Source organism: Cryptosporangium arvum DSM 44712 (assembly GCF_000585375.1).
GTDB lineage: Bacteria > Actinomycetota > Actinomycetes > Mycobacteriales > Cryptosporangiaceae > Cryptosporangium > Cryptosporangium arvum.
Genome location: NZ_KK073874.1, coordinates 8,811,850 through 8,832,890, shown reverse-complemented (window position 1 = coordinate 8,832,890; position 21,041 = coordinate 8,811,850). Strand labels below are relative to the sequence as shown.

General features: G+C 71.1%; 18 protein-coding genes. 13 read left to right on the top strand and 5 right to left on the bottom strand.

Annotated elements, in window-relative coordinates; all coding sequences use genetic code 11:
* Positions 1-53 precede the first annotated feature (53 nt).
* From CRYAR_RS40320 to purL, 4 genes are all read left to right on the top strand, one after another.
* Entirely contained in the window at positions 54-584 is a 531-nt protein-coding gene (locus tag CRYAR_RS40320; RefSeq protein ID WP_051571667.1) for a TetR/AcrR family transcriptional regulator, read from the top strand.
* 193 nt (positions 585-777) lie between these two features.
* A complete protein-coding gene (gene purS, locus CRYAR_RS40315; protein ID WP_245620636.1) occupies positions 778-1,038 on the top strand; it encodes a phosphoribosylformylglycinamidine synthase subunit PurS in 261 nt (86 codons plus the stop codon).
* Positions 1,035-1,715, top strand: a complete 681-nt coding sequence (gene purQ, locus CRYAR_RS40310) for a phosphoribosylformylglycinamidine synthase subunit PurQ (RefSeq protein WP_035858703.1) — start codon at positions 1,035-1,037, stop codon at positions 1,713-1,715. Before purS ends, purQ begins: the two co-directional genes overlap by 4 nt.
* The gene (gene purL, locus CRYAR_RS40305) at positions 1,712-3,964 is read left to right on the top strand and encodes a phosphoribosylformylglycinamidine synthase subunit PurL (RefSeq protein WP_035858702.1); all 2,253 of its coding nucleotides are present in this window, start codon (positions 1,712-1,714) and stop codon (positions 3,962-3,964) included. Before purQ ends, purL begins: the two co-directional genes overlap by 4 nt.
* Before the next feature lie 132 nt (positions 3,965-4,096).
* On the opposite strand, the gene CRYAR_RS40300 is transcribed toward purL, so the two are convergent.
* On the bottom strand, positions 4,097-6,982 hold the full coding sequence (locus CRYAR_RS40300) for a carboxypeptidase regulatory-like domain-containing protein (RefSeq protein WP_035858700.1): 2,886 nt from the start codon (positions 6,980-6,982) through the stop codon (positions 4,097-4,099).
* Positions 6,983-7,202: 220 nt separating this feature from the next.
* On the opposite strand from CRYAR_RS40300, the gene CRYAR_RS50010 reads away from it, so the two are divergent.
* Positions 7,203-7,559, top strand: a complete 357-nt coding sequence (locus tag CRYAR_RS50010) for a sterol carrier family protein (protein WP_245620634.1) — start codon at positions 7,203-7,205, stop codon at positions 7,557-7,559.
* Here CRYAR_RS50010 and CRYAR_RS40290 read toward each other — a convergent pair.
* Positions 7,534-7,989: a cupin domain-containing protein gene (locus CRYAR_RS40290; protein ID WP_157018459.1), complete on the bottom strand. Its 456-nt coding sequence runs from the start codon at positions 7,987-7,989 to the stop codon at positions 7,534-7,536. The two genes, CRYAR_RS50010 and CRYAR_RS40290, sit on opposite strands and share 26 nt — an antisense overlap.
* A gap of 260 nt (positions 7,990-8,249) precedes the next feature.
* On the opposite strand from CRYAR_RS40290, the gene purF reads away from it, so the two are divergent.
* Both purF and purM read left to right on the top strand, forming a co-directional pair.
* A complete protein-coding gene (gene purF / locus CRYAR_RS40285) occupies positions 8,250-9,773 on the top strand; it encodes an amidophosphoribosyltransferase (protein ID WP_035858697.1) in 1,524 nt (507 codons plus the stop codon).
* An 81-nt stretch (positions 9,774-9,854) separates the two neighbouring features.
* Positions 9,855-10,937: a phosphoribosylformylglycinamidine cyclo-ligase gene (purM, locus tag CRYAR_RS40280; RefSeq protein ID WP_051572387.1), complete on the top strand. Its 1,083-nt coding sequence runs from the start codon at positions 9,855-9,857 to the stop codon at positions 10,935-10,937.
* Positions 10,938-11,081: 144 nt separating this feature from the next.
* Here purM and tgmB read toward each other — a convergent pair whose 3' ends face one another.
* The 3 genes from tgmB to CRYAR_RS46595 all read right to left on the bottom strand — a co-directional run bounded on the left by tgmB (position 11,082) and on the right by CRYAR_RS46595 (position 12,958).
* Positions 11,082-12,029: an ATP-grasp ribosomal peptide maturase gene (gene tgmB, locus CRYAR_RS40275; RefSeq protein WP_035858695.1), complete on the bottom strand. Its 948-nt coding sequence runs from the start codon at positions 12,027-12,029 to the stop codon at positions 11,082-11,084.
* A gap of 3 nt (positions 12,030-12,032) precedes the next feature.
* Complete coding sequence (gene tgmA / locus CRYAR_RS40270) at positions 12,033-12,437, bottom strand: putative ATP-grasp-modified RiPP (protein WP_035858693.1); 405 nt, start codon at positions 12,435-12,437, stop codon at positions 12,033-12,035.
* 326 nt (positions 12,438-12,763) lie between these two features.
* Complete coding sequence (locus tag CRYAR_RS46595) at positions 12,764-12,958, bottom strand: DUF3073 domain-containing protein (RefSeq protein ID WP_073261466.1); 195 nt, start codon at positions 12,956-12,958, stop codon at positions 12,764-12,766.
* 601 nt (positions 12,959-13,559) lie between these two features.
* On the opposite strand from CRYAR_RS46595, the gene bldC reads away from it, so the two are divergent.
* The 6 genes from bldC (at position 13,560) to CRYAR_RS40240 (ending at position 20,946) form a co-directional block, all read left to right on the top strand.
* Positions 13,560-13,766, top strand: coding sequence for a developmental transcriptional regulator BldC (gene bldC / locus CRYAR_RS40265; RefSeq protein WP_035858691.1), 207 nt, complete (start codon positions 13,560-13,562; stop codon positions 13,764-13,766).
* 222 nt (positions 13,767-13,988) lie between these two features.
* On the top strand, positions 13,989-15,359 hold the full coding sequence (locus CRYAR_RS40260) for a tetratricopeptide repeat protein (RefSeq protein WP_035858688.1): 1,371 nt from the start codon (positions 13,989-13,991) through the stop codon (positions 15,357-15,359).
* Between the two features lie 76 nt (positions 15,360-15,435).
* On the top strand, positions 15,436-16,962 hold the full coding sequence (locus tag CRYAR_RS40255; protein WP_035858686.1) for an Hsp70 family protein: 1,527 nt from the start codon (positions 15,436-15,438) through the stop codon (positions 16,960-16,962).
* A gap of 153 nt (positions 16,963-17,115) precedes the next feature.
* A complete protein-coding gene (locus tag CRYAR_RS40250) occupies positions 17,116-17,385 on the top strand; it encodes a hypothetical protein (RefSeq protein ID WP_035858684.1) in 270 nt (89 codons plus the stop codon).
* A gap of 268 nt (positions 17,386-17,653) precedes the next feature.
* A complete protein-coding gene (locus tag CRYAR_RS50470) occupies positions 17,654-20,449 on the top strand; it encodes an FtsK/SpoIIIE domain-containing protein (RefSeq protein ID WP_035858681.1) in 2,796 nt (931 codons plus the stop codon).
* Entirely contained in the window at positions 20,449-20,946 is a 498-nt protein-coding gene (locus CRYAR_RS40240; protein ID WP_035858679.1) for a hypothetical protein, read from the top strand. The genes CRYAR_RS50470 and CRYAR_RS40240 overlap by 1 nt, the downstream gene beginning before the upstream one ends.
* Positions 20,947-21,041 lie beyond the last annotated feature (95 nt).

The following is a 21,041-nucleotide window of genomic DNA, read 5'->3' as shown; positions in this document are numbered from 1 at the left end:
GGGAGAGTTCGCTGAGCACCCGGGATCGGATCCTCGACGCCGCCGTCGCGGTCATGCGCGAGCGCGGCCTGGCCCACGCCACGACCAAGGAGATCGCCCGAGCCGCCGGGTTCTCCGAGGCGACGCTCTACAAGCACTTCACCGACAAGACCGAGCTCTTCGTCCAGGTGCTCTCCGAGCGGCTGCCGCGGTTCGTGCCGATCGTCAAGCAGCTGAGCCCCGGCGCCGGAACCGTGCTGGAGAACTTGCGAACGGTGGCCGCCTCGGCGATCGAGTTCTACACCGACAGCTTCCCGATCTCCGGCTCGATCTTCGCCGAGCCGAAGGTGCTCGACGCCCATCGCGTCGGTCTGCGCCGCACCGGATCCGGGCCCCACAAGGCGAACGAGAGCCTCACGGCGTACCTGTCGGCCGAACAGGAACTCGGCCGGATCGGCGCGGACGCCGACCCGGCGACGCTCGCCGCGCTCCTGCTCGGCGCGTGCTTCCAGCACGCTTTCCTCCGGCAATTCGCTGACGACGACGCCGAGCCCGACGCCGCCGATCGCTTCGTCGCCGCGCTGGCACCGGCGCTCGGCCTCTGATCGTGTCGTTCGTCCACAGCCGGTGGAAACTGCGACGGAAGTGCATCGGAGCGGGGTTGACCGGGGCGAACACGCGGGGTGGCGCGCCGGGGGCCGGGCGTGCGGGCGGCGGGCACGGTCAGAGTGTCCGACGGGCTCGGTAGGCTCTGGCCTGAGAGCACAGCATCCCGTTCATCCTTATCCAGGAGTTTCCGTGCCCGCGCCGACCCGCGTCGTCGTCGATGTCATGCCCAAGCCCGAGATCCTCGATCCGCAGGGGCAGGCCATCGCCAATGCCCTGCCAAGCCTCGGCTTCTCCTCGATCGCCAGCGTCCGTCAGGGCAAGCGCTTCGAGGTCGAAATCGCCGGCGAGGCGACCGAAGAGGCCCTGGAGGAGGTGCGTCGTGCTGCCGCGACGCTGCTCGCCAACCCGGTGATCGAGGACTTCGAGATCCGTGTCGAGGTAGCCCAGTGACCGCTCGAATCGGGGTGATCACGTTCCCCGGCTCGCTCGACGACCGCGATGCGCTGCGGGCGGTCAAGCTCGCCGGCGGCGAACCGGTGTCGCTCTGGCACGCGGACGCCGACCTGCACGGCGTCGACGCGGTGATCCTGCCCGGCGGCTTCTCCTACGGCGATTACCTGCGTTGCGGCGCCATCGCCCGGTTCGCTCCGGCGATGAGCTCGGTCGTCGACGCGGCCAAGGGCGGCCTGCCGGTGCTCGGCATCTGCAACGGCTTCCAGGTGCTGTGCGAGTCGCACCTGCTGCCCGGTGCGCTCCGCCGCAACCACCACCTGCACTTCCGCAACCGCGATCAGGTGCTGCGGATCGAGTCGGCGAACACCCGCTGGACCTCGGACTACCAGCAGGGCGAAGAGATCCTCATCCCGCTCAAGAGCGGCGAGGGCGCCTACATGGCCGACGAGAAGACGCTCGACGCGCTGGAAGCCGAGGGCCGTGTGATCGCCCGGTACGTCGGGGAGAACCCGAACGGCTCGTTGCGTGACATCGCGGGCATCACGAACGAGGCCGGGAACGTCGTCGGCCTGATGCCGCACCCCGAGCACGCCACCGAGGCGCTGACCGGTCCGTCCACCGACGGTCTGGGCTTCTTCACCTCCGTGATCCGGGCGATGGTGCCGGCCGCATGAGCGACACCGTTTCGAACGCCGCCGAGACCCCCGACGCCGAGCAGCCGTACCTCGAGCTCGGCCTCAAGGACGAGGAGTACGCGAACATCCGCGACATCCTCGGCCGGCGGCCCACCCAGACCGAGCTCGCGATGTACTCGATCATGTGGAGCGAGCACTGCTCCTACAAGTCGAGCAAGGTGCACCTGCGCCAGTTCGGCGAAAAAGCCCCCAAGACCGACGCGCTGCTGGTCGGCATGGGCGAGAACGCCGGCGTGGTGGACGTGGGCGGCGGTCTCGCCGTCACGTTCAAGGTCGAGAGCCACAACCACCCGAGCTTCGTCGAGCCCTATCAGGGCGCGGCCACCGGCGTCGGCGGCATCGTCCGCGACATCCTCACGATGGGCGCTCGCCCGATCGCGGTGATGGACCCGCTGCGCTTCGGCGCGGCCGACCACCCCGACACCGCCCGGGTGCTGCCCGGCATCGTCGCGGGCGTCGGCGGATACGGGAACTGCCTCGGTCTGCCCAACATCGGTGGGGAGGTCGTCTTCGACCCGTCCTACCAGGGCAACCCGCTCGTCAACGCGCTCTGCGTCGGCGTCATGCCGCACGACCGGATCCAGCTTTCCGCCGCGCGCGGTGTGGGCAACGTCGTCGTGCTGCTCGGCGCGAAGACCGGCCGTGACGGCATCGGCGGCGTGTCGGTGCTCGCCAGCGCGACGTTCGAGGAGGGCGCCGAGACCCGGCGTCCGTCGGTGCAGGTCGGCGACCCGTTCGCGGAGAAGCTGCTGATCGAGTCGTGCCTGGAGATGTTCGACCGCAAACTGGTCGTCGGTATCCAGGACCTCGGTGGCGCCGGGCTGACCTGCGCCACCACCGAGACCGCGGCGGCCGGCAAGTCCGGCATGCGGGTCTGGCTGGAGCGGGTCCCGCTGCGCGAGGCCTCGATGGAGCCGCACGAGATCCTCGCCAGCGAGTCGCAGGAGCGCATGCTCGCGATCGTCGAGCCGTCGAAGCTCGACGAGGTGCTGGCGCTGGCCGAGAAGTGGGGCGTGCTCGCCACCGCGATCGGTGAGGTCGTCGAGGGCGATCGGCTGGTGATCACCTGGCACGACGAGGTCGTGGTGGACGTCCCGCCCCGTTCGCTGTCGGACGAGGGGCCGGTCTACGAGCGCCCGATCGCGGAGCCCGCCGACTTCGAACTCGTGAAGGCCGACCGGGCCGAGACGCTGCCCCGGCCCCGCACCGGCGAGGAACTCCGCGAGACGCTGCTGAAGCTGGTCGCGAGCCCCAACCTGGCCGACAAGACCTGGGTCACCGAGCAGTACGACCGGTACGTGCAGGGCAACACCGTGCTGGCCCAGCCGGAAGACGCCGGCGTGATCCGGCTCGACGAGGAGACCGGTCGCGGCATCGCGCTGGCCACCGACGGCAACGGCCGGTACGCCAAGCTCGACCCGTACGCCGGTGCTCAGCTCGCGCTGGCCGAGGCGTACCGCAACGTGGCGACGACCGGTGCGGCGCCGCTGGCGGTCACGAACTGTCTCAACTTCGGTAGCCCCGAAGACCCGGGCGTGATGTGGCAGTTCAAGCAGGCCGTGACCGGCCTGGCCGACGGCTGCGCGACGCTCGGCACTCCAGTGACCGGCGGCAACGTCAGCTTCTACAACCAGACCGGGTCGACGGCGATCCACCCGACACCGGTGATCGGTGTACTTGGCGTGTTCGACGACGTCTCCCGGCGTACCCCGATCGGCTTCCAGGAGGACGGCGAGTCGCTGATCCTGCTCGGGTCGACCGAGGAGGAGCTGTCCGGCTCGGAGTGGGCGTGGGCGCTGCACGGGCACCTCGGCGGGGTGCCGCCGCGCGTCGACCTGGCACGGGAGAAGCTGCTCGGCGAGATCCTGATCGCCGGTTCGCGGGACGGGATGCTCTCCGCCGCGCACGACCTGTCGGACGGCGGGTTGGCGCAGGCGTTGACCGAGGCGACGCTGCGGTACGGCGTCGGGGCGCGGATCGTGCTGCCGGAAGGTGCCGACCCGTTCGTCTGGCTGTTCTCCGAGTCGGCCGGGCGGGTGCTCGTGTCGGTGCCGCGTACCGAGGAACTGCGGTTCACCGACATGTGCACGATGCGCGGGCTGCCGTGGAACCGGATCGGGGTCGTCGACAAGGTCGGCGGGGCACTCGAGGTGCAGGGTCAGTTCACGATCGCGCTCGACGAGCTGCGGTCGGCGTGGACGGGGACGTTGCCGGCGCTGTTCGGCTGATCCTCTGGCACGAACGAAACCGGCCGCCGGGGTTGATCCCGGCGGCCGGTTTTGGTTGTTCCGAGGCTCAGCGCTGAGGCTCAGCGCCGAGGCTGAGCGCCGAGGCTCAGCGCCGAGGCTGAGCGCCGAGGCTCAGCGCTGAGGCGGGTAGTAAGGCTGGTCGCCCTCGTCCGGCGGGGGGTAGTTGCCGTAGGGCTGGTCGTGCTGGGGCTGGGGAGAGTTCGCCGGGTAGGGCGGGTAGCCCGCGGGGGGTTGGGGCTGCTGCCACTGCGGCGGGCCGTAATTCGCCGGTGCGCCGTAGTTCGCGGGCGGACCGTAGTTCGCTTGCGGGCCGTAGTTCGCGGGCGCGCCGAAGTTAGCCGGCGGGCCGGAGTTGGGCTGCGTGCCGAGGTTGGGCTGCATGCCGAAGTCGGCCGGCGGGCCGTAGTTGGCCGGCGGGGCGGAGTTGGGCGGGAAGCCGGCGGCCGGGCCGTTGGGCTGCGTGCCGTTGGGCTGCGGGGCGTAGTTGGCCGGGGGGCCGTAGTTCGCCGGGGAAGGGTAGCTGCCGTACGGGGCGGCTCCGTTGTGGCCGGCCGGGGGCGCAGACATGGGCTGCCCCGGCGTGTGCGGTCCGGACATGTGCATCGGCGGCCCGGACATCGGTTGTCCAGCCATGGGTGGCCCGGACATGGGCTGGCCTGGCATGGGTGGTCCGGACATCGGTTGGCCTGGCATCGGCGGGCCGGACATGGGTTGTCCGTACACGGGTTGGCCGGACATGGGGTGCCCGTTCATGGCGTGCCCGCTCATGGGCGGTCCGGACATCGGGTAGCTCGGGGCTGGTGGGGCCGAGGCGGGGTAGCTCGGGTAGTTCGGGGGTGCCGAGGTCGGGTAGCCCTGGGCGGGCGGTGCCGACGCGGGGGGTACCGACGCGGGGAAGGCTTGTCCGGACCACTGACCCGGGCCCATCGGAGCGGCGCCTGGCTGGCCCGGCGCCGGGTAGGCGGAGTTGGGCGGCTCGGACCTGGGCATCGCCGCTCCGGACATCGATTGCCCGAAGATCGATTGCCCAGCCATCGGCGATCCGGACATCGGTTGTCCTGCCAGGGGCGGGCCGGACATGGGTTGTCCGGCCATCGGTGGTCCGGACATCGGCATGGGCGGGGCCGACATCGGGGCGGGAGGTGTGTCCCAGCCGGCGAGCGGCGAGCGCGAAGGCTCAGCGTTGGTGTAGCCCGCAACGCCGTAATCGGGAGTTGCGTGCCCCGGAGCGTGGTAGCCAGGAGCGCTCTGGTCAGCGGCACCGTAGGCGGGGCGGCCCGGCGTGCCCCAGGACTTGTCGCTCGTCGTGCCGACCGCGGGTGGACCGGACGGTGTGCCAGGGGCCTCGGTCGGCAGCGCGGACGCGTACTGGTCGCCGAGCGGCCCGGCCGCCCGGGTATACGGTGCTCCGGCCCATCCGGCCTCGCCCATCGCCGGCCACGCGGTCGTCGGATCACTCGGTGCGACCCGTCCCGACGGAGACCCTCCGGCTCCCGCCGCCGGCATCCCGGACACCGGCATCCCGGAACCCGGCATCCCGGAACCCGGCATCCCGGAACCCGGCATCCCGGAACCCGGCATCCCGGAACCCGGCATCCCGGAACCCGGAACCCCGGAACCCGGCATACCCGAGCTCGGGACGCCGTACGCCGGCATCCCAGAAACGGGAGCGCCAGACCCAGCCACCCCGGAAACAGGAACTCCGGAAGAAGGAACCCCGGAAGAAGGAACCCCGGAAGCCGGAGCCGCGGAGACGGGGGCATCCGACGTGGGATCGATCGTGGGCCACTCGGCGGTGCGTTCGCCACCGGCGGAGCCACCTCGGGAGGCGCCGCCGGGGGAAGCGTCGGCGCCGCCCCACCCCCCAGGTACGTCCGACACCTGGATCGGCTCGGTCGAGCGATTCACCCACGTGCCGTCGGCCGGTGGAGCGCCCCATGCCGCGGTGGGCTCGTTGCCGGGCAGCTCGTTGGCCACCGTCGTTTCCGACAGTGCGTCCGGCACCCGCATCGGCATCGTCGGCATGATCGACTCGGCGGCGACGAGGTCGGGCAGGTCCGGCGTACCGCCCGGACCGCCGGGATCGTCGGGGTCCTTGTCGTTGCGCTTGTAGACCCACCAGCCCAGGGCCCCGAGGCCGCCGAGTGCCAGCACGATGCCGAGCACGAGGATCAGGGTGTCCCAGGGGAACCCGTCACCGTCCTTCTTTATCGCCTGCGGGGCCGCGGTGGGCGCCGGCGCGGCACTGCTCGGGGCGACCGACGGTGTCGGGCTCGCGCTGGCCACCGTCGGGTTGAGCGCGAGCTGGACGCCGCTGATCGTGCCGTTCTGCGGCTGCACGGTGGTGCGGCTGACCTGGTAGCCGGCCATCGTCGCCTCGATCGTGACCTGCCCACCGGCCAGCGGCTGGGCCGGCGTGCAGTTGAACGCGCCGGCCGAGTCGGTGGTGGAGACGCAGGTGGCGCCGTTCACGTCGCGGGCGACGACGCTGGCCCCGACGATCGGCTGGGTCGTGCTGCCGTCGGCGACCGAGCCGGTGATGTTGGTGACCGCCGGCGGTGCCCCGGTGAGGTTCAGCGTGAACTCGCTGCTGTCGTTGGCGTTGTTCGGGTCGTCGCCCCCGGCGTCGATGGTGATCGAACCGGGCGCGCTGACCGCCTCGGTCTGCTGCAGGGACCCGACCGGCGGGGCGCCGATCACCAGCGTGAACACGGTGGTCTGGCCGACCTCGAGCTGGTCGACCGGGCACGAGAGGACGGTGGGGCCACCGGTCTGGTTGCAGCTCGGGTTGCTGCTGGCCAGGTAGACGCCCCGGTCACCGAACGGGATGACGACGTTGGCGTTGAAGGCGTCGGCGGTGGACGGACCGTCGTTGGTGACGGCGAACACGAGCGAGGCGGGCTGCCCGCCGGATTGGCTGGCCAGGTTGCCCTGGCGCACCTCCAGACGCAGGTCGGCCGGGTCGCCGGCGGAGGCCGGGGCCGCGGGGAGGAACACCAGAGTCGCCGTCGCCAGAGCAGCTAACAGCAGAACGCCAAGCCGCCTTGCGTACCGCACCACTGTCTCCCGCTGGTCGGGTTCTTCGACCGACCACTATGCCTTGCTGACGTATCCGATACCTAACGTCTTGCCGTTTTGCCCGACTCGCACGCGGAAGCTCCGACCGCTCGGACCTGGCCACCTCGGCCGTCCGGACCGTGAGCGATACGTTCTTGGCGTGGCGAAGGTGGTCGAGGATCCGGAAGCGGTGGCTGCGGCGGTCGCGTCGCTGGACGCGGGGGAGAAACCCGCGCCGCTGGTGCTCCGCAACGCGGTACGTCATCTCCTGGGGGTGCTGGCCAGGCGCGCCCCCGGCCGGACCGTGGAGGTGCGGGTGCCGCCGTACGGGGCCGTGCAGGTCATCGAGGGGCCGCGGCACACGCGCGGCACGCCGCCGAACGTCGTCGAGACCGACCCGGAGACGTGGGTCGCGCTCGGCACCGGCCGGAAGAGCTGGGCCGAGGTGGTCGCCGCCGGCCAGGTCTCGGCGAGCGGCTCCCGCGCTGACCTCAGCGAGTGGCTGCCACTGGTGTAGTAGCGGACGACACGATCCGCGGCGCGGTGCGCTTCGGCGGCGACGCCAGGTAGACGGCCACCGCGCCGTCCTCCTCCACGGTCAGCCGGTGCGTGTCGCCGGGGCGGGTCGCGACCGTCTCGCCGGCCGTGACCACCCGCTCGTCCAGTCCCTCGGTGGACGCCCGGGTCTCGCGCAGCGCACCCGAGACCACGGCGACCGTGCCGAACCCGTGCTCGTGGGCGTGCAGGTCACTCGCTGCGCCGGGACCGAGGCGAACCAGCCAGGCGTCGTAGAGGAAGTTGCTCCGCAGCTCCATCGCGCCGCCGACCGGGAGCTCGGACAGCACTGTGGCGTCGGTAACAGCAAGTAGTGCCTCGGCCCGCTCGCGCAGAGCGGTCGGGGTCAGCGACGAGGGTGCGAGCAGAAAGGGCTCAGGGAAGTCGAGCACGACGAGTCCGTCTCAGGAGAGTGAGAAGCTCGCAGCGTCCGGGGCGGACTGCACACGAGCCGGGCGGCCGTCAGCGACAACACTCGTCGTAAACGTGACCGCGCGAGGACACGCCGCAACGGCCGGCGGTCGCCGGCAGCGGAGCGGGGTACGAGTTCGCGGTCACGACAGAGAGTGAACCACACCGCGCAACCCCACCGATCCCACGGGTCTCCCGGCGGCGGCGGGCGTTTCGGAGAACAGGGCCTAGACTGGGCCACGTGCTCCGTGGTGACGGCAAACTGACGCACGAACTCGACCCCTCAGATACCGGCCCCCAGGACGCCTGCGGGGTCTTCGGTGTGTGGGCTCCCGGAGAGGACGTCGCGAAGCTGACGTACTACGGGCTCTACGCACTGCAGCACCGCGGCCAGGAGGCCGCCGGTATCGCGGTGAGCGCCGGCACCGGCGTCGTCGTCTACAAGGAACTGGGGCTGGTGTCCCAGGTCTTCGACGAATCGACGCTGGCCAGCCTCCAGGGCCACCTCGCGATCGGTCACGCGAGATACTCGACGACCGGCGGGTCGACGTGGGAGAACGCCCAGCCGACGCTGCGGTCGACGAGTGCCGGCACGTCGGTCGCGCTCGCGCACAACGGCAACCTGGTTAACACCGGTGAGCTGGCCCGCGCGGTCGCCGCGACCGGCATCGGCTCGCAGGGCCCGGTGAGCACCAACGACACCTCGCTGGTGACGTCGTTGCTCGCGGCCGACCCCGACCGGTCGCTGATGCAGTCGGCGCTGGAGGTCCTGCCGACGCTGCGCGGCGCGTTCAGCTTCGTCTTCATGGACGAGCACACGCTCTACGCCGCTCGCGACCCGCAGGGCGTCCGCCCGCTGGTGCTGGGTCGGCTCGAGCGCGGCTGGGTGGTGGCCAGCGAGACCGCGGCCCTGGACATCTGCGGCGCCAGCATGGTCCGCGAGGTCGAGCCCGGTGAGCTGATCGCCATCGACGAGGACGGTCTGCGTTCCGAGCGGTTCGCGATGCCCGAGCCGAAGGGCTGCATCTTCGAGTACGTCTACCTGGCCCGGCCCGACACCACGATCGCCGGGCGCGGCGTGCACGCCACCCGCGTGGAGATCGGCCGGCGGCTGGCGGCGCAGAGCCCGGTCGAGGCCGACCTCGTCATCCCGGTGCCCGAGTCCGGCACCCCCGCCGCGGTCGGGTACGCCCAGGCCAGCGGTATCCCGTACGGCATCGGCCTGGTCAAGAACTCCTACGTCGGCCGGACGTTCATCCAGCCGTCCCAGACGATCCGGCAGCTCGGCATCCGGCTCAAGCTCAACCCGCTGCGTGACGTCATCCGCGGCAAGCGCCTGGTCGTCGTCGACGACTCGATCGTCCGGGGCAACACCCAGCGCGCGCTGGTCCGGATGCTGCGTGAGGCCGGTGCGATCGAGGTGCACGTGCGTATCTCGTCGCCGCCGGTGAAGTGGCCGTGTTTCTACGGCATCGACTTCGCGAGCAAGGCCGAGCTCATCGCCAACGGCCTCGACACCGAGGGTGTGCGGGCGTCGATCGGCGCCGACTCGCTCGGTTACGTGTCGCTCGACGAGTTGGTGGCCGCCACCGAGCAGCCCCGCAAGCGGCTGTGCATGGCATGTTTCGATGGGAAGTACCCGATCCCATTGCCCGCGGACGACGTGATCGGTAAGCACATGCTCGAGGGCATCGAGCGTGGCGTCGGTGCGCCGTTGCCCTTGGTGGCTTCGCCCGGCGGTGCCGGCGCTCTGAGCCGACCGTAACTTCAGCACGGGGCCGAAAAACATGGAGGCAGAGTGAAGGACGTGGTGACGTCCGGGGCGCCCACGCAGAGTGGCGCCCGAGTGACGCGTACGTCACGCGATGCCACGGAGGGCGGTGGCTCCTCCTACCGAGCGGCCGGCGTCGACATCGAAGCCGGTGACCGCGCGGTCGAGCTCATGCGCTCGAAGGTCAAGAAGACGTTCCGGCCCGAGGTGGTCGGCAACATCGGCGGGTTCGCCGGGCTGTTCGCGTTCGACACCGCGAAGTACACCAAGCCGGTGCTCGCTTCGTCCACGGACGGGGTCGGGACGAAGCTGGCGATCGCGCAGGCGATGGACATCCACGACACGGTCGGGGTCGACCTGGTCGCGATGGTCGTCGACGACCTCGTGGTCTGTGGCGCCGAGCCGCTGTTCCTGCAGGACTACATCGCGATCGGCAAGGTCGTGCCGGAGAGGGTCGCCGACATCGTCGGTGGCATCGCCGACGGCTGCCGATGGGCGGGGTGCGCGCTGCTCGGCGGCGAGACCGCTGAACACCCGGGGCTGCTCTCGCCGGGCGAGTACGACATCGCGGCCACCGGCGTCGGCGTCGTCGACGCGGACAAGATCCTCGGCGTCGAGCGCATCAAGCCCGGTGACCAGATCATCGCGCTGCCGTCCTCCGGGGTGCACTCCAACGGGTACTCGCTGGTGCGTCACGCGCTGCTGGCCGACGGGAAGATGCGGCTGGACCAGGTCGTCGCGGACCTCGGCAACCAGCGGACGCTCGGCGAAGAGCTGCTCACGCCCACCACGATCTACGCGCAGCCCTGCCTCGCGGTGATCGAGGAGTGCGAGGTGCACGCGCTGGCGCACATCACCGGCGGTGGGCTGCCGGGCAACGTCGTCCGCGTCATCGGCGAGGACGTCGACGCGGTGATCGACCGGTCCACCTGGCGGCCGCAGCCGATCTTCGACCTGGTGGGCACCATCGGGCGGGTCACCCGGCCGGAGATGGAGCGGACGTTCAACATGGGCGTCGGCATGATCGTCGTGGTGCCGCCCTCGGACGTCGACCGCGCGATCGCGTCGTTCAACGCCCGCGGCATCAGCGCCTGGGTGGCCGGCGAGGTCGTCCAGGGCACCGGCATGGTCCGCCTAGTAGACGAACACCCTTCCTAGTGGGCGGCCCGCTCAGAACGACGCTGACGCGCGAGCGGGCCTCCTTATGACGCTTCGCTGATGTCACGACGTCGGCCCGCTCGAGCGTCAGCGTCGCCCTGAGCGGGCTCCAGGTTCAGACAAAGGCGCGCGCCTGGCGGCGCTTCAACCGCGCGGCGTCAGCGCGTCCGCGATCGCCGCGCAGATCGGGAGGCCGGTTTCGTGCTCGATCCAGGCCCACTGGCCGTTCGGGTTGAGGTCGAGGAAGTACCACTCGCCGGCCGGGGTCACGGCGAAGTCGACCGCGGCGAAGCGCAGCCGGAGCAGCCGCATCATGCGCAGCAACCCGGTCCGCACGCCGTCCGGGACGGTCGTCACCGTGTACTCGATCGCGTCGTAGTCGCTGCGCCAGTCGATCGTCGCGGCGGCCGAGCGGGCGGTCAGGGCCGCCGCGAAGAACTGCTCGTCGACGACGGTCAACCGCACCTCGTACGCCTTGTCCAGGTGTTCCTGGAACAGGTGCGCGGTGTGCCGGATCGACTCGTCGACCAGGTCCTCGGCCTCCACCGGCGAGGTGTAGACGAACATCCGGCGCCCGTCGCGCTCCACCGGTGACGAGAACGGCTTGTAGACGACCGGGCCGATCTCCCGGGCGAAGCGCTGGGCGTCGTCCGGATCGTTGGTGATCAACGTCCGGGGCACCGAGAGGCCCGCCTGGCCGGCCGTCGCGAGCTGCACGGGCTTGTACTCGGCGTAGCCGATCCGGCTGGGGTGGTTGAGCCAGTTGGGAACCAGCGCGAGCAGCCCGCCGAGGCCGATCCGGGCCTCCAGCTCGGCCCACTGCCGGTCGGCCGGGCTCATCGTCGGGAACGTGAACGCCGACGGACGCCGGTAGTAGGCCCCGCAGACGTCGGAGATCGCCAGCGAACGGAACGGCGAGCGCAGCTCCGACCGCCACCCGGCGCCGTCGAACTCGGCGGTGACCGTCAGGAGAGCCGGGAAGTCCGCGGTGTCGACGCGGAACACCGTGACACCGCGGTCGGCGAGTGCGGTCACCACCAGGTCGGAGGTCGGGTCGAGCCGTTCGGTGAGGATCAGAACGGTTGGCGGCACGGCTCAGGAAGACTTGTCGTGGATCTCGTCCTCGCGGGGGATCTGGCCGGTGGTACGCAGCGTCAACCCCATCGAGTGGTGGGCCAGCGGCGCCCAGCCGGCACCCTCCCTGGCCAATGCCACCTGGGTGTCGTCGTCGTAGGCGATCGTGTCCAACGGCAGGTTGACGGCCCGGTCGGGAAGCGTGGCGAAACGCAGCCCGAAGGGCCGCGCGGCCCCGGCTTCCTCCGGCGACACTAACTCCGGCTGCGACGCCTCGTCGGGGTCGTGGCCGGTCTTCACGCCGTCGCTGCCGAGCACCTCACCCGACCGCAGCGCCATGCTCGCGAGATCGGCGGTGATCCGACCCAGCGGCAGCTGGTCGCTGATCGGGAAAACCGCCCCGTAAGCCGCGTGCTGGCTGGTCACGACTGTCTCCTTCTCCGGGCCGCGCGGATTGCTCGTTCGCGCGGGGCAAGCTGACCTACGTCAAGCGCCATGAACAGCGCAAACCGAGTCTGCGCCGTTCATAGCTCCGCGGTTCAGCATCCCAGAAGGGAGCGTGCGGGCTACCGAAGATCCCGCACTCAGTCACCGTGAGGTGACTCTCCCCACCCCCTCAGGTTCAGACGTGAGCTTTGCTCCCACGACCTTGCTCTCTTCGGCCTGGACCCGCTCCCCCCGACATAAGGGGGCCGCGCCGAAAGGTCCGGCGCGGCGACGGAGCGGGCGACGTCGCAACTGGGTTTCGCGGCTCAGCGCCGCGGTGCCCAGTCGTCTTCGTCGTAACGACCTGAGTACTCGTCTTCGTACTCGTCGTCATCCGTGGAGGCGGAACTAGGGGAGCTGGACAGCTCCCGTTGGAGAGCGTCCAAGTCGGTGTTGGGAGAGCTGTACTTCAGCTCACGCGCGACCTTTGTCTGCTTAGCCTTAGCACGGCCGCGCCCCATTGGCTCGACCCCCTCGCACAGGTGTATCGGGGCGTCATGCGAGAGGCCCCGGATGATGGCATGTCTCGTAGTGACACCGTACCGTCCCCGCCCAACGTTCGGCACCTCGCGGGTCTGTCGATCGTCTCTCGGGTGACGCTCGAGGACGATAGCCCCACCGCGACGGCCGTCGTCGCCTGACGCGCGCCGGGCTCCGCGACGGGTTTTCGTGACGCGTATCACACCTTGGAATCGCAACAGATTTGCGCTTGACCGGAAAGACGAACGCGCCTCGACCGATCGACAGGTACTTCCGGCAAAGGGACGGCTACTCAATGAAGGGCGGACAGTCGGACCAGTCGGGACAGCGGTATCCGTATTGGCCGAACGGTTGAGAAGCCCTGAAACCACTGTCGAATGGGGGCCTACCTGCGGATACAGTGCCGCTACCGACCCTTCGGACTACCGTCAGTAAACGGCCGGTATGCGCACTGTTCCCCTATTAGGCCGGATCGGTACGCAGGATCATCCTTTCGGACCATGTCGGGCAAGGCGGACACCCGGGAGTATGGAGGGCAATGCGACGCCCTCCCCGTCGCATACCCCTCTGAAGGAGAAATCGATGGCTACCCGTACCCCCGAATCGGAGCCGCTGCTCACGCCGGCCGAGGTGGCGACCATGTTCCGGGTCGACCCGAAGACCGTCACCCGCTGGGCGAAGGCCGGCAAGCTGAGCGCGATCCGGACGCTCGGCGGCCACCGTCGCTACCGCGAGTCGGAGGTTCGGGCGCTCCTGGCCGGCATCCCGCAGCAGCGGACCGGCGACTGATCTTTCGGGTGCGCGACCTGCTGCCCCCACAGCCCTCCCGGTCGCAACAGACTTCCAGAGCGCGGCTCACGACACCTCCGTCGTGGGTCGCGTTCTTTCATGTAGTGGCGCCTGTGGACGGACGTACGGGCGTTGACGGTATACGCGAGGCTATAGTCCGAGCACGAGCGTGACCGCCACCGGCCGCGCCCGGGAGGCGCAAGAAACAGCGGAGGTCGCGCAGTGGGCAGCCCTGGGGGTCCGCTCGCCCCGGACGGCGACTACTACGCGCTCCTCGGCCTCGAGCCCGACGCCGACGAAACCGCGGTCCGCCAGCGCATCACCGCCGAGCGACGCAAATGGCGCCGGCGCACCACCGCCCCCGACATCGACGCGCGCCAAGAGGCGGAGCGCTGGATGCAGGCGCTGGACGCCGCCGAACGGGCGCTGCTCGCCGGCCCGCCGTCCCGGTCCGCGCACGGCGCCTCCAGCGCACCGCACGCCGCCGAGGCCACCGAGCCGCCCGAGACACCGCCGAGCGGCGACCGGCCCGGGCCGCCGCCCGTCGCACCGGCCGCTCGCGAGTGGCTGGTCCGGGCGGTCGAGCAGCTGAAGAGCGGTCAGTCCGATCTGGCGATCTTCACCGCCAGGAGGGCCGTCGACGAAGACCCGCAGAACGCGTACGCCTGGTCGGTGCTCGCCGACGCGGCAGCTCGCTCCGACGACACCGAGACCGCCCAGGCCGCGATCGAGCGGGCGCTCGCGCTCGAACCCGAGTCGGCCCACCTGCACGCCGAACGCGGCTGGATCCTCGACCGCAGCGGCCGGCCCGACCGCGCGGTCGCCGCGTACCGCACCGCGGCCGAGCTCGATCCGAGCCGGATCGACTACCGGGTCCGGATCGTCACCGCGCTCCTGCGCGCCGGTCGCGTCGACGAGGCCGTCCGCGAGGCCGAGGACGCCTACCGCGCCCGCCCCGACGACGGTGACGTCCGCACCGCGCTGGGCACGTCGCTGGCCGAACGCGCGGTCGCGGCGCAGCACGAACTGGACGACGGGCGCCTGGTCATCGCCAGCGAGGCCCAGGCCAACTACGTGCTCGCGCTGGCCAACCGGGGTATCTCGGTGCGGCCGGCCGACCCGGCCGTGCTCGAGGACCTCGAGCAGCAGAAGGAGTACGCCCGCCGCGCTCAGCGCCGCCGGTTCTCGCGCAACGCGTTCCGGCGCAACTGGCGGTGGCCGATCGGGCTGGGGCTGCTGCTGGTCTCCGGCTGCTGCTGCGCCCCGAACATCTACCGGGCCAGCCAGGGTGGGGACCTCGTCCAGCGGTCGTTCGCGGTCGGCGTCCTGATCGTCCTGCTGACGTTCGTCGGTGCGCTGCTGTACACCTGCTATGAGCCGGTCTACAAGCGCAACGCCGCGTTGATCGCCGAGACGGTGCCGCGCCGGGTGGGCCGCGGTCCCGGCGATCGGGGCGGCGGCAAAGCGGAAGGCCGGGCCGGAGGCGGTTCCTTCGCGCTGGAGCCGGGCAATCCGTCCTCGGGTGCCGACGAGGACGCCGAGGGCGGACACCGGCGCAGGCCACGGCGGAAGCGGAGCGGGGGCACGCCATGACCGAGCGCTCGCGCGAGGTCCGGCCAGCAGAGCTGCCAGGCGCTCGTGCTGGCGACGACCGGAGGGAGGAGCCGGCATGAGTGCGATAGGTATCGACCTGGGGACGACGTTCTCGGCGGCGGCCGGCGTCGCGAAGAACGGGGAGCCGTACATCCTGCACAACCGGGAGGGGCACTCCACCACGCCGTCGGTCGTCTGCTTCCGGGACGACAAACCGGTCGTCGGCATGGCCGCGCGCCGGTCGGTCACCGCGGCCCCCACCGACTGCGTCGAGTTCGTGAAGCGCTACATGGGCGATCCCACCTGGCGGTTCCCGACCGCGAGCGGCGAGGAGTTCAGCGCCGAGCAGATCAGCGCGATGATTCTCAAGCGAGTGGCCGAGGACGCATCGGCGGCGCTGGGCGAGCCGGCGTCGGAAGCCGTGATCACGGTGCCGGCCTACTTCGACGACGCCCGCCGCAAAGCCACCGCCGACGCCGGCGAGATCGCCGGGCTCGACGTCCTCCGGGTGCTCAACGAGCCCACCGCGGCCGCGCTGGCGTTCGGCTACAACGCCGACCGCGAAGAGACGCTGCTCGTCTACGACCTGGGCGGCGGCACGTTCGACTGCACGGTGATGCGGATGGGGCACGGCCGTTTCGACGTGCTGGCCACCGCGGGCGACCGCAACCTCGGCGGGTTCGACTTCGACAACGCGCTGATGATCCACGTCTCCGAGCTGATGCAGAAGGCCACCGGGCTGTGGCTGCTCTCGCCCGGCCTCGACGACGGCGAGACCGAGGCCGTCCTGCGGGAGCACTGCGAGCAGGCCAAGCGGCAGCTCTCCACGCTGCCCGAGGCCAAGATCAGCATGGAGGTCGACGGCGGCGACCACATGGTGACGGTGACCAGGCCGACCTTCGAGGCCCTCACGCGGCCGCTGCTGCGCCGCACCGAGGAGATCGTCCAGGAGGTCATGGAGGAGGCCGGGATCGGCTTCGGCCGGCTGGGCAGCGTCCTCATGGTGGGCGGGTCGACCCGGATGCCGATGGTCACCACGATGGTCGAGAAAGTCACCGGCGTGCGAGCGGACCGGTCGGTGCACCCCGACGAGGCGGTCGCGCTCGGCGCCGCCGTGCTGGCCGACGTGCTGTCCAACGCGAGGCGGCACCCGGAGAGCCGTCCACGCCGGACCGTCACGGTCAACGACGTGACCTCCCAGGGCGTCGGCGTGGTGGCCAGGGCCCGGGAGAGCGGCGAGCAGGTGAACTCGATCGTCATCCCACGCAACACCCCGATCCCGTGCCAGGGGCGGCGGCGGTTCCGTACGCTCGCGGAAAATCAGCGCGAAGTGTTACTCGTGGTCACCGAGGGCGACGACACGGACCTCCGGTTCGCGACCGTCGTCGGCTCGGCCCGACTGGCCATTCCGCAGGCGCTCGGCGCGGTGGAGTTCGACATCGTCATCTCGTACGACGAGGACGGAATCATCCACGTGTCACTGACCGAACCGGGCGACAACGACAGGCAGATCGCCGAGTTCGAAATCGACCGGCAGGCCAATCTGGACGCCGCGGACATCCACCGGATGCGTGCCGCGCTCCGGAGCCTGGAGGTCGGCTGACGACCGGCGCGGGCCGGTAGTTACTCTCGGTCGTCGTCGTGATGCGTCCCACGGTGCGGAACGCGAAGCGGACAGGGTTGACCCCGCGAGTGAGCGGCTACCCTACTTCACGGGGGGTTCACCCCAGGGCACTGAAAGTGAGGAACCAGTTCGGTGTCGAGCCAGTCGAATCTCGTCCAGTTGCGACAGCGGCTCTCCGGGTTGTCCGATAAGGCAACACGGACGGCCCAGCAACTCCTGGCGATGAAACAGAACTTCTCCGACGTCATTCCCGCGGTTCAGGGGACGATCGGCGGCTCCGCCCGGCGCACCGACCAGAACATGGTGGCTGCCCTGCAGGCCGCGGAGAAGAAGCTGGAGGAGGCCTCGGCCGCCTTGCAGCACGCGGCCTCCGAGGGCAAGAAGTTCGCGAGCACCCTGTAGCGCCGGCTGGACCCCGGAGACCCAGGAGACGACGCGTCGGATGATGCCTCCCCGCACGAACCAAACCGGCGGCCCGGGTGTTCCACCGCCGGACGGTGCCAACCAAGCCGGCGGCGGACAGAGCCGTCGGGGTGGTCCGGGAACGCGCCGGGCCGGTGGACGTTGGTCCAAGGCACGCCGTGAACCCAGCGAGAACCCCCGGGTCCGGCCGCCCGGCGCCTCCCCGCTCGGCGCGTCTTCCCCGGGTGGGGGAGACGACGGGGCCGAGGTGCTGCCCGACGAGGAACGCCAGATCCGCACGACGTTCCTGCGCCTGCGGGGCACCGTCGACGCGGTGCTCGCGGCCGCCGACGCCGGGCGCAGCGCCGCCACCGGCGCCTACGACATCGCCGAGCGGGACGCGGCCCGCCGCACCCACCGCGCGATCCAGAGCGCCGGGGCCGACGCCGAGGCCGCGTACGTCCACGCCCGCGACACCCTGCTCGACCGGGCCGGCCGGGTGGCGCCGTTCGCCGCCGCGGCCGACTGGAACGACGTCGGCTGGCGCTCGGACGACTGGCTGGGCAGCAACCCGGCCCGCTACATCCGCATCGGCTCGCTTTCGGTGCCCGGAGCGTCGCCCAGCAGCGGCAACGCGAACCCCGAGCACCTGCCCGCGCTCGTCCCGCTGCTCGACGTCGCGTCGATCGGGCTGATCGCCGAGGGCGACGACAAGGACTGGCCGCTCCAGACGATAAATACGCTGCTCCTGCGTGCGCTCGCGTCCGTTCCGCCCGGCCGCCTGGAGATCGTCACCTACGACCCGCGCATCCGGGGCGTCACGAGCCCGTTCGCCGCGCTGCGCAAGGCCGGCAACGACCTGCTCGCCGACCCGCTGGCGACGCCGAACGAACTGCTCTCCCGGCTGACGCTGCTGCGCTCGGCGGTGATGCGGGTGGCCGAACTGGCCGGTGCGCACGGCGTCCCCGACCTGGCCGCGCTGACCGAGGCCACCGGCGTGCAACCGGAGCCCTATCGGCTGCTGGTGGTCTGCGACTACCCGTACGGAGTGGACAGCCGCGCCCAGACCGAGCTGATCCGGCTCGCCGAGGGTGGCCCGCGCCGGGGCGTGTCGCTGATCGTCCACCACGATCCACGGGCGGAGGCCGACGACGGCGTCAACGCGCAGGATCTGCTGCGTCACCTGAACATCGCGCGCGGCCGCAACTCCGCGATCACGGTGAGCGCGCTGCCGGCCGTGACGGTGCGGCCCGACCAGCCGCCGCCGCGCGAGCTGGTCGAGAAGGTCTCCGCGCGGATCGCCGAGGGCGCCCGCCGCGGTGCCGCGCCGGTCGTCGACTTCCAGGCGCTCCTGCCCGAGCGGGACAAGATCTGGACCGAGGACGCGATCCGCGGCATGACCGCGAAGATCGGCCGGGCCGGCCTGGACACCGTGGAGCTCGAGCTGCGCGGCTCCGACCCGTCGCTGCCGAACGTCCTGATCGGTGGCGCGTCCGGGCAGGGCAAGTCGAACCTGCTGCTGGTGCTCCTGCACTCGATCGCCGCCTCGTACTCGCCCGACGAGGTCGCGATGTACCTGCTCGACTTCAAGGACGGGCTCGAGTTCGACCGGCTCGGCCCGCGTCCGGGGCGTCCCTGGCACCTGCCGCACGCACGGGTGCTCGGCCTGGAGGGCGACCGCGCGTTCGGCCTGGCCACGCTGCGGCACCTGGACAACGAGTTCCGCCGCCGCGCGGAACAGTTCCGGCTGGCCGGTGCCAATGACCTGGCCACCTATCGCACTCTGCGCCCCACCGAGACCGTGCCGCGGTTGCTGCTGGTCATCGACGAGTTCCAGGTGCTCGTCGCCGAGGACGACGACATCGCGCGCGCGTCGATCGTCATCCTGGAGACGCTGGCCCGGCGCGGGCGGGCGGTCGGCGTCCACCTGGTGCTGGCCTCGCAGACGCTGAGCGGCATCGAGACCTTGGTGACCAAGGAACGGTCGATCTTCGGCCAGTTCCCGTGGCGACTGTCGCTCAAGACCGAGGCCAGCGAGTCCGAGGCCGTGCTCGGGCGGCAGAACACCGAGGCCGCTCAGCTGCGTTTCCGCGGCGAGATCGTGTTCAACCGCGAGTACGGCGACCCGACGCACAACCGACGGGGTGTGGTCGCGTACGCCGACGAGCACCTGCTCGACGATCTGCGTCACGACCTCTGGGAGAAGGCGGGCCGGCCGGCGGCGCCGCGGGTGTTCTACGCCGCGCGCCCCTCCGACCCGAACCTGCTCACGCAGGCGCTGCAGCGGGTGCTCAGCGACGCGCCACCCGGCGACGACACGAAGTTCGCGCTGCTCGGCCTGCCGGTCGACGTCGATCCGGCGCCGGTCGCGTTCGGGCTGACCGCCGACCCGGGGCGCACGCTCGCGGTGGTCGGCGACGGCCGGGACGACGCGTTCGGCACGCTCGGCGCGGTGGTGTGGTCGCTGGCGGCCCAACACGTGCGTGGCGGCGCCGAGTTCGTGCTGCTCGACGCGGTCGGCGGGGACCTGGGCTCACCCGAGACCGCGCTGCTCGCCGAAGCCGCCGGGGCGTACGACCACGGTGTCACCGTGCACACCGGCGGTTCGGTCGGTGCGGGGCTCGCCGAGCTGGCGAGCATCGTCGACGAGCGCATCGCGGTCGGCGGCAAGCACTCCGCCGGGCTGCTGGCGGAGCGTCGGCCGATCTACGTGCTCGGCATCGGCCTGCACCGGGCGGCGCGGCTGGACCTCTACGACGACGACCAGGGCGGCGCCCCCACCGACGCGCTGCGCACGCTCGTGCGGGAGGGTCCGCTCGTCGACGTCCACCTGATCGGCTGGTGGAACAGCCTGCGTGTGTTCAGTGAGCACGTCGGGTACGAGTTCGCGCCGCTGGTCGGCGGATACGTGTTCCTGCGTGCGCCGGAGGCCGACGTGCAGGGCGTGCTGGGGCCTTACCTGCGGTACCAGCCGCAGATGCACCGGGGGCTGTTCTGCGATCTCTCGCACGGTGGCCGGCCGGTGCCGGTGGTGCCGTTCGGTCTGCCCGCTGGAGGTGGATGATGACGCAGCCGTCGCCGGACGGGGAGTGGATCGACTACCTCGAGTCCGTGAAACACCTGGCCAGCCTGCCGAACCTGGTCGACGAACGCCGCCGCACGGCGAAGGCCGACGAGGAGGCGGCGATCATGCGAGCGAAGTCCGCGCAGGAGTTGGCGCTCGCCCGGTGCGAGGAGTGGCAGGTCTACGCGAAGCGGACGCTTGCCAACTCGGAGGCGCGGCTGGTCGCGGCCCACATCCTGGTGCCCGACCCGTCCGCCGCACCGACGATCTCCTACGACGCTCCCGAGCCGCTGCTGGAGGGGTTGGCCGACCTCGACAAGAAGCTGTCGGCCGAGGTGTCGGGGCTGCACGAGGCCCGGCGCGCGGGCCGGGCGCGCGCGATGGAACGGGCCGCGGAGGCCGCCCGCAAAGCCGCCCTGCGCCGAGAACTCCTCCGCATCGGCGGCCTCATCGCCCTGATCATCCTGGGCGCGCTGCTGCTTCGCGTGATCTTCTGAGCGGACCCCGAGAGCCGCCCCTGGCGGTTCTCGGCGGGCCCGCCCATCGCGGCGTGGCGGGGCAATGAGGCCACTGTGGCTCGTGGGAGGATCGC

Excerpts from the sequence above, each read along its gene's own strand:
- CRYAR_RS40320 (WP_051571667.1), top strand. The coding sequence starts at position 54 with ATGCGCGAGCGCGGCCTGGCCCACGCCACGACCAAGGAGATCGCCCGA.
- purL (WP_035858702.1), top strand. The coding sequence starts at position 1,712 with ATGAGCGACACCGTTTCGAACGCCGCCGAGACCCCCGACGCCGAGCAG.
- CRYAR_RS46595 (WP_073261466.1), bottom strand. The coding sequence starts at position 12,958 with ATGGGGCGCGGCCGTGCTAAGGCTAAGCAGACAAAGGTCGCGCGTGAG.
- bldC (WP_035858691.1), top strand. The coding sequence starts at position 13,560 with ATGGCTACCCGTACCCCCGAATCGGAGCCGCTGCTCACGCCGGCCGAG.
- CRYAR_RS40255 (WP_035858686.1), top strand. The coding sequence starts at position 15,436 with ATGAGTGCGATAGGTATCGACCTGGGGACGACGTTCTCGGCGGCGGCC.
- CRYAR_RS40240 (WP_035858679.1), top strand. The coding sequence starts at position 20,449 with ATGACGCAGCCGTCGCCGGACGGGGAGTGGATCGACTACCTCGAGTCC.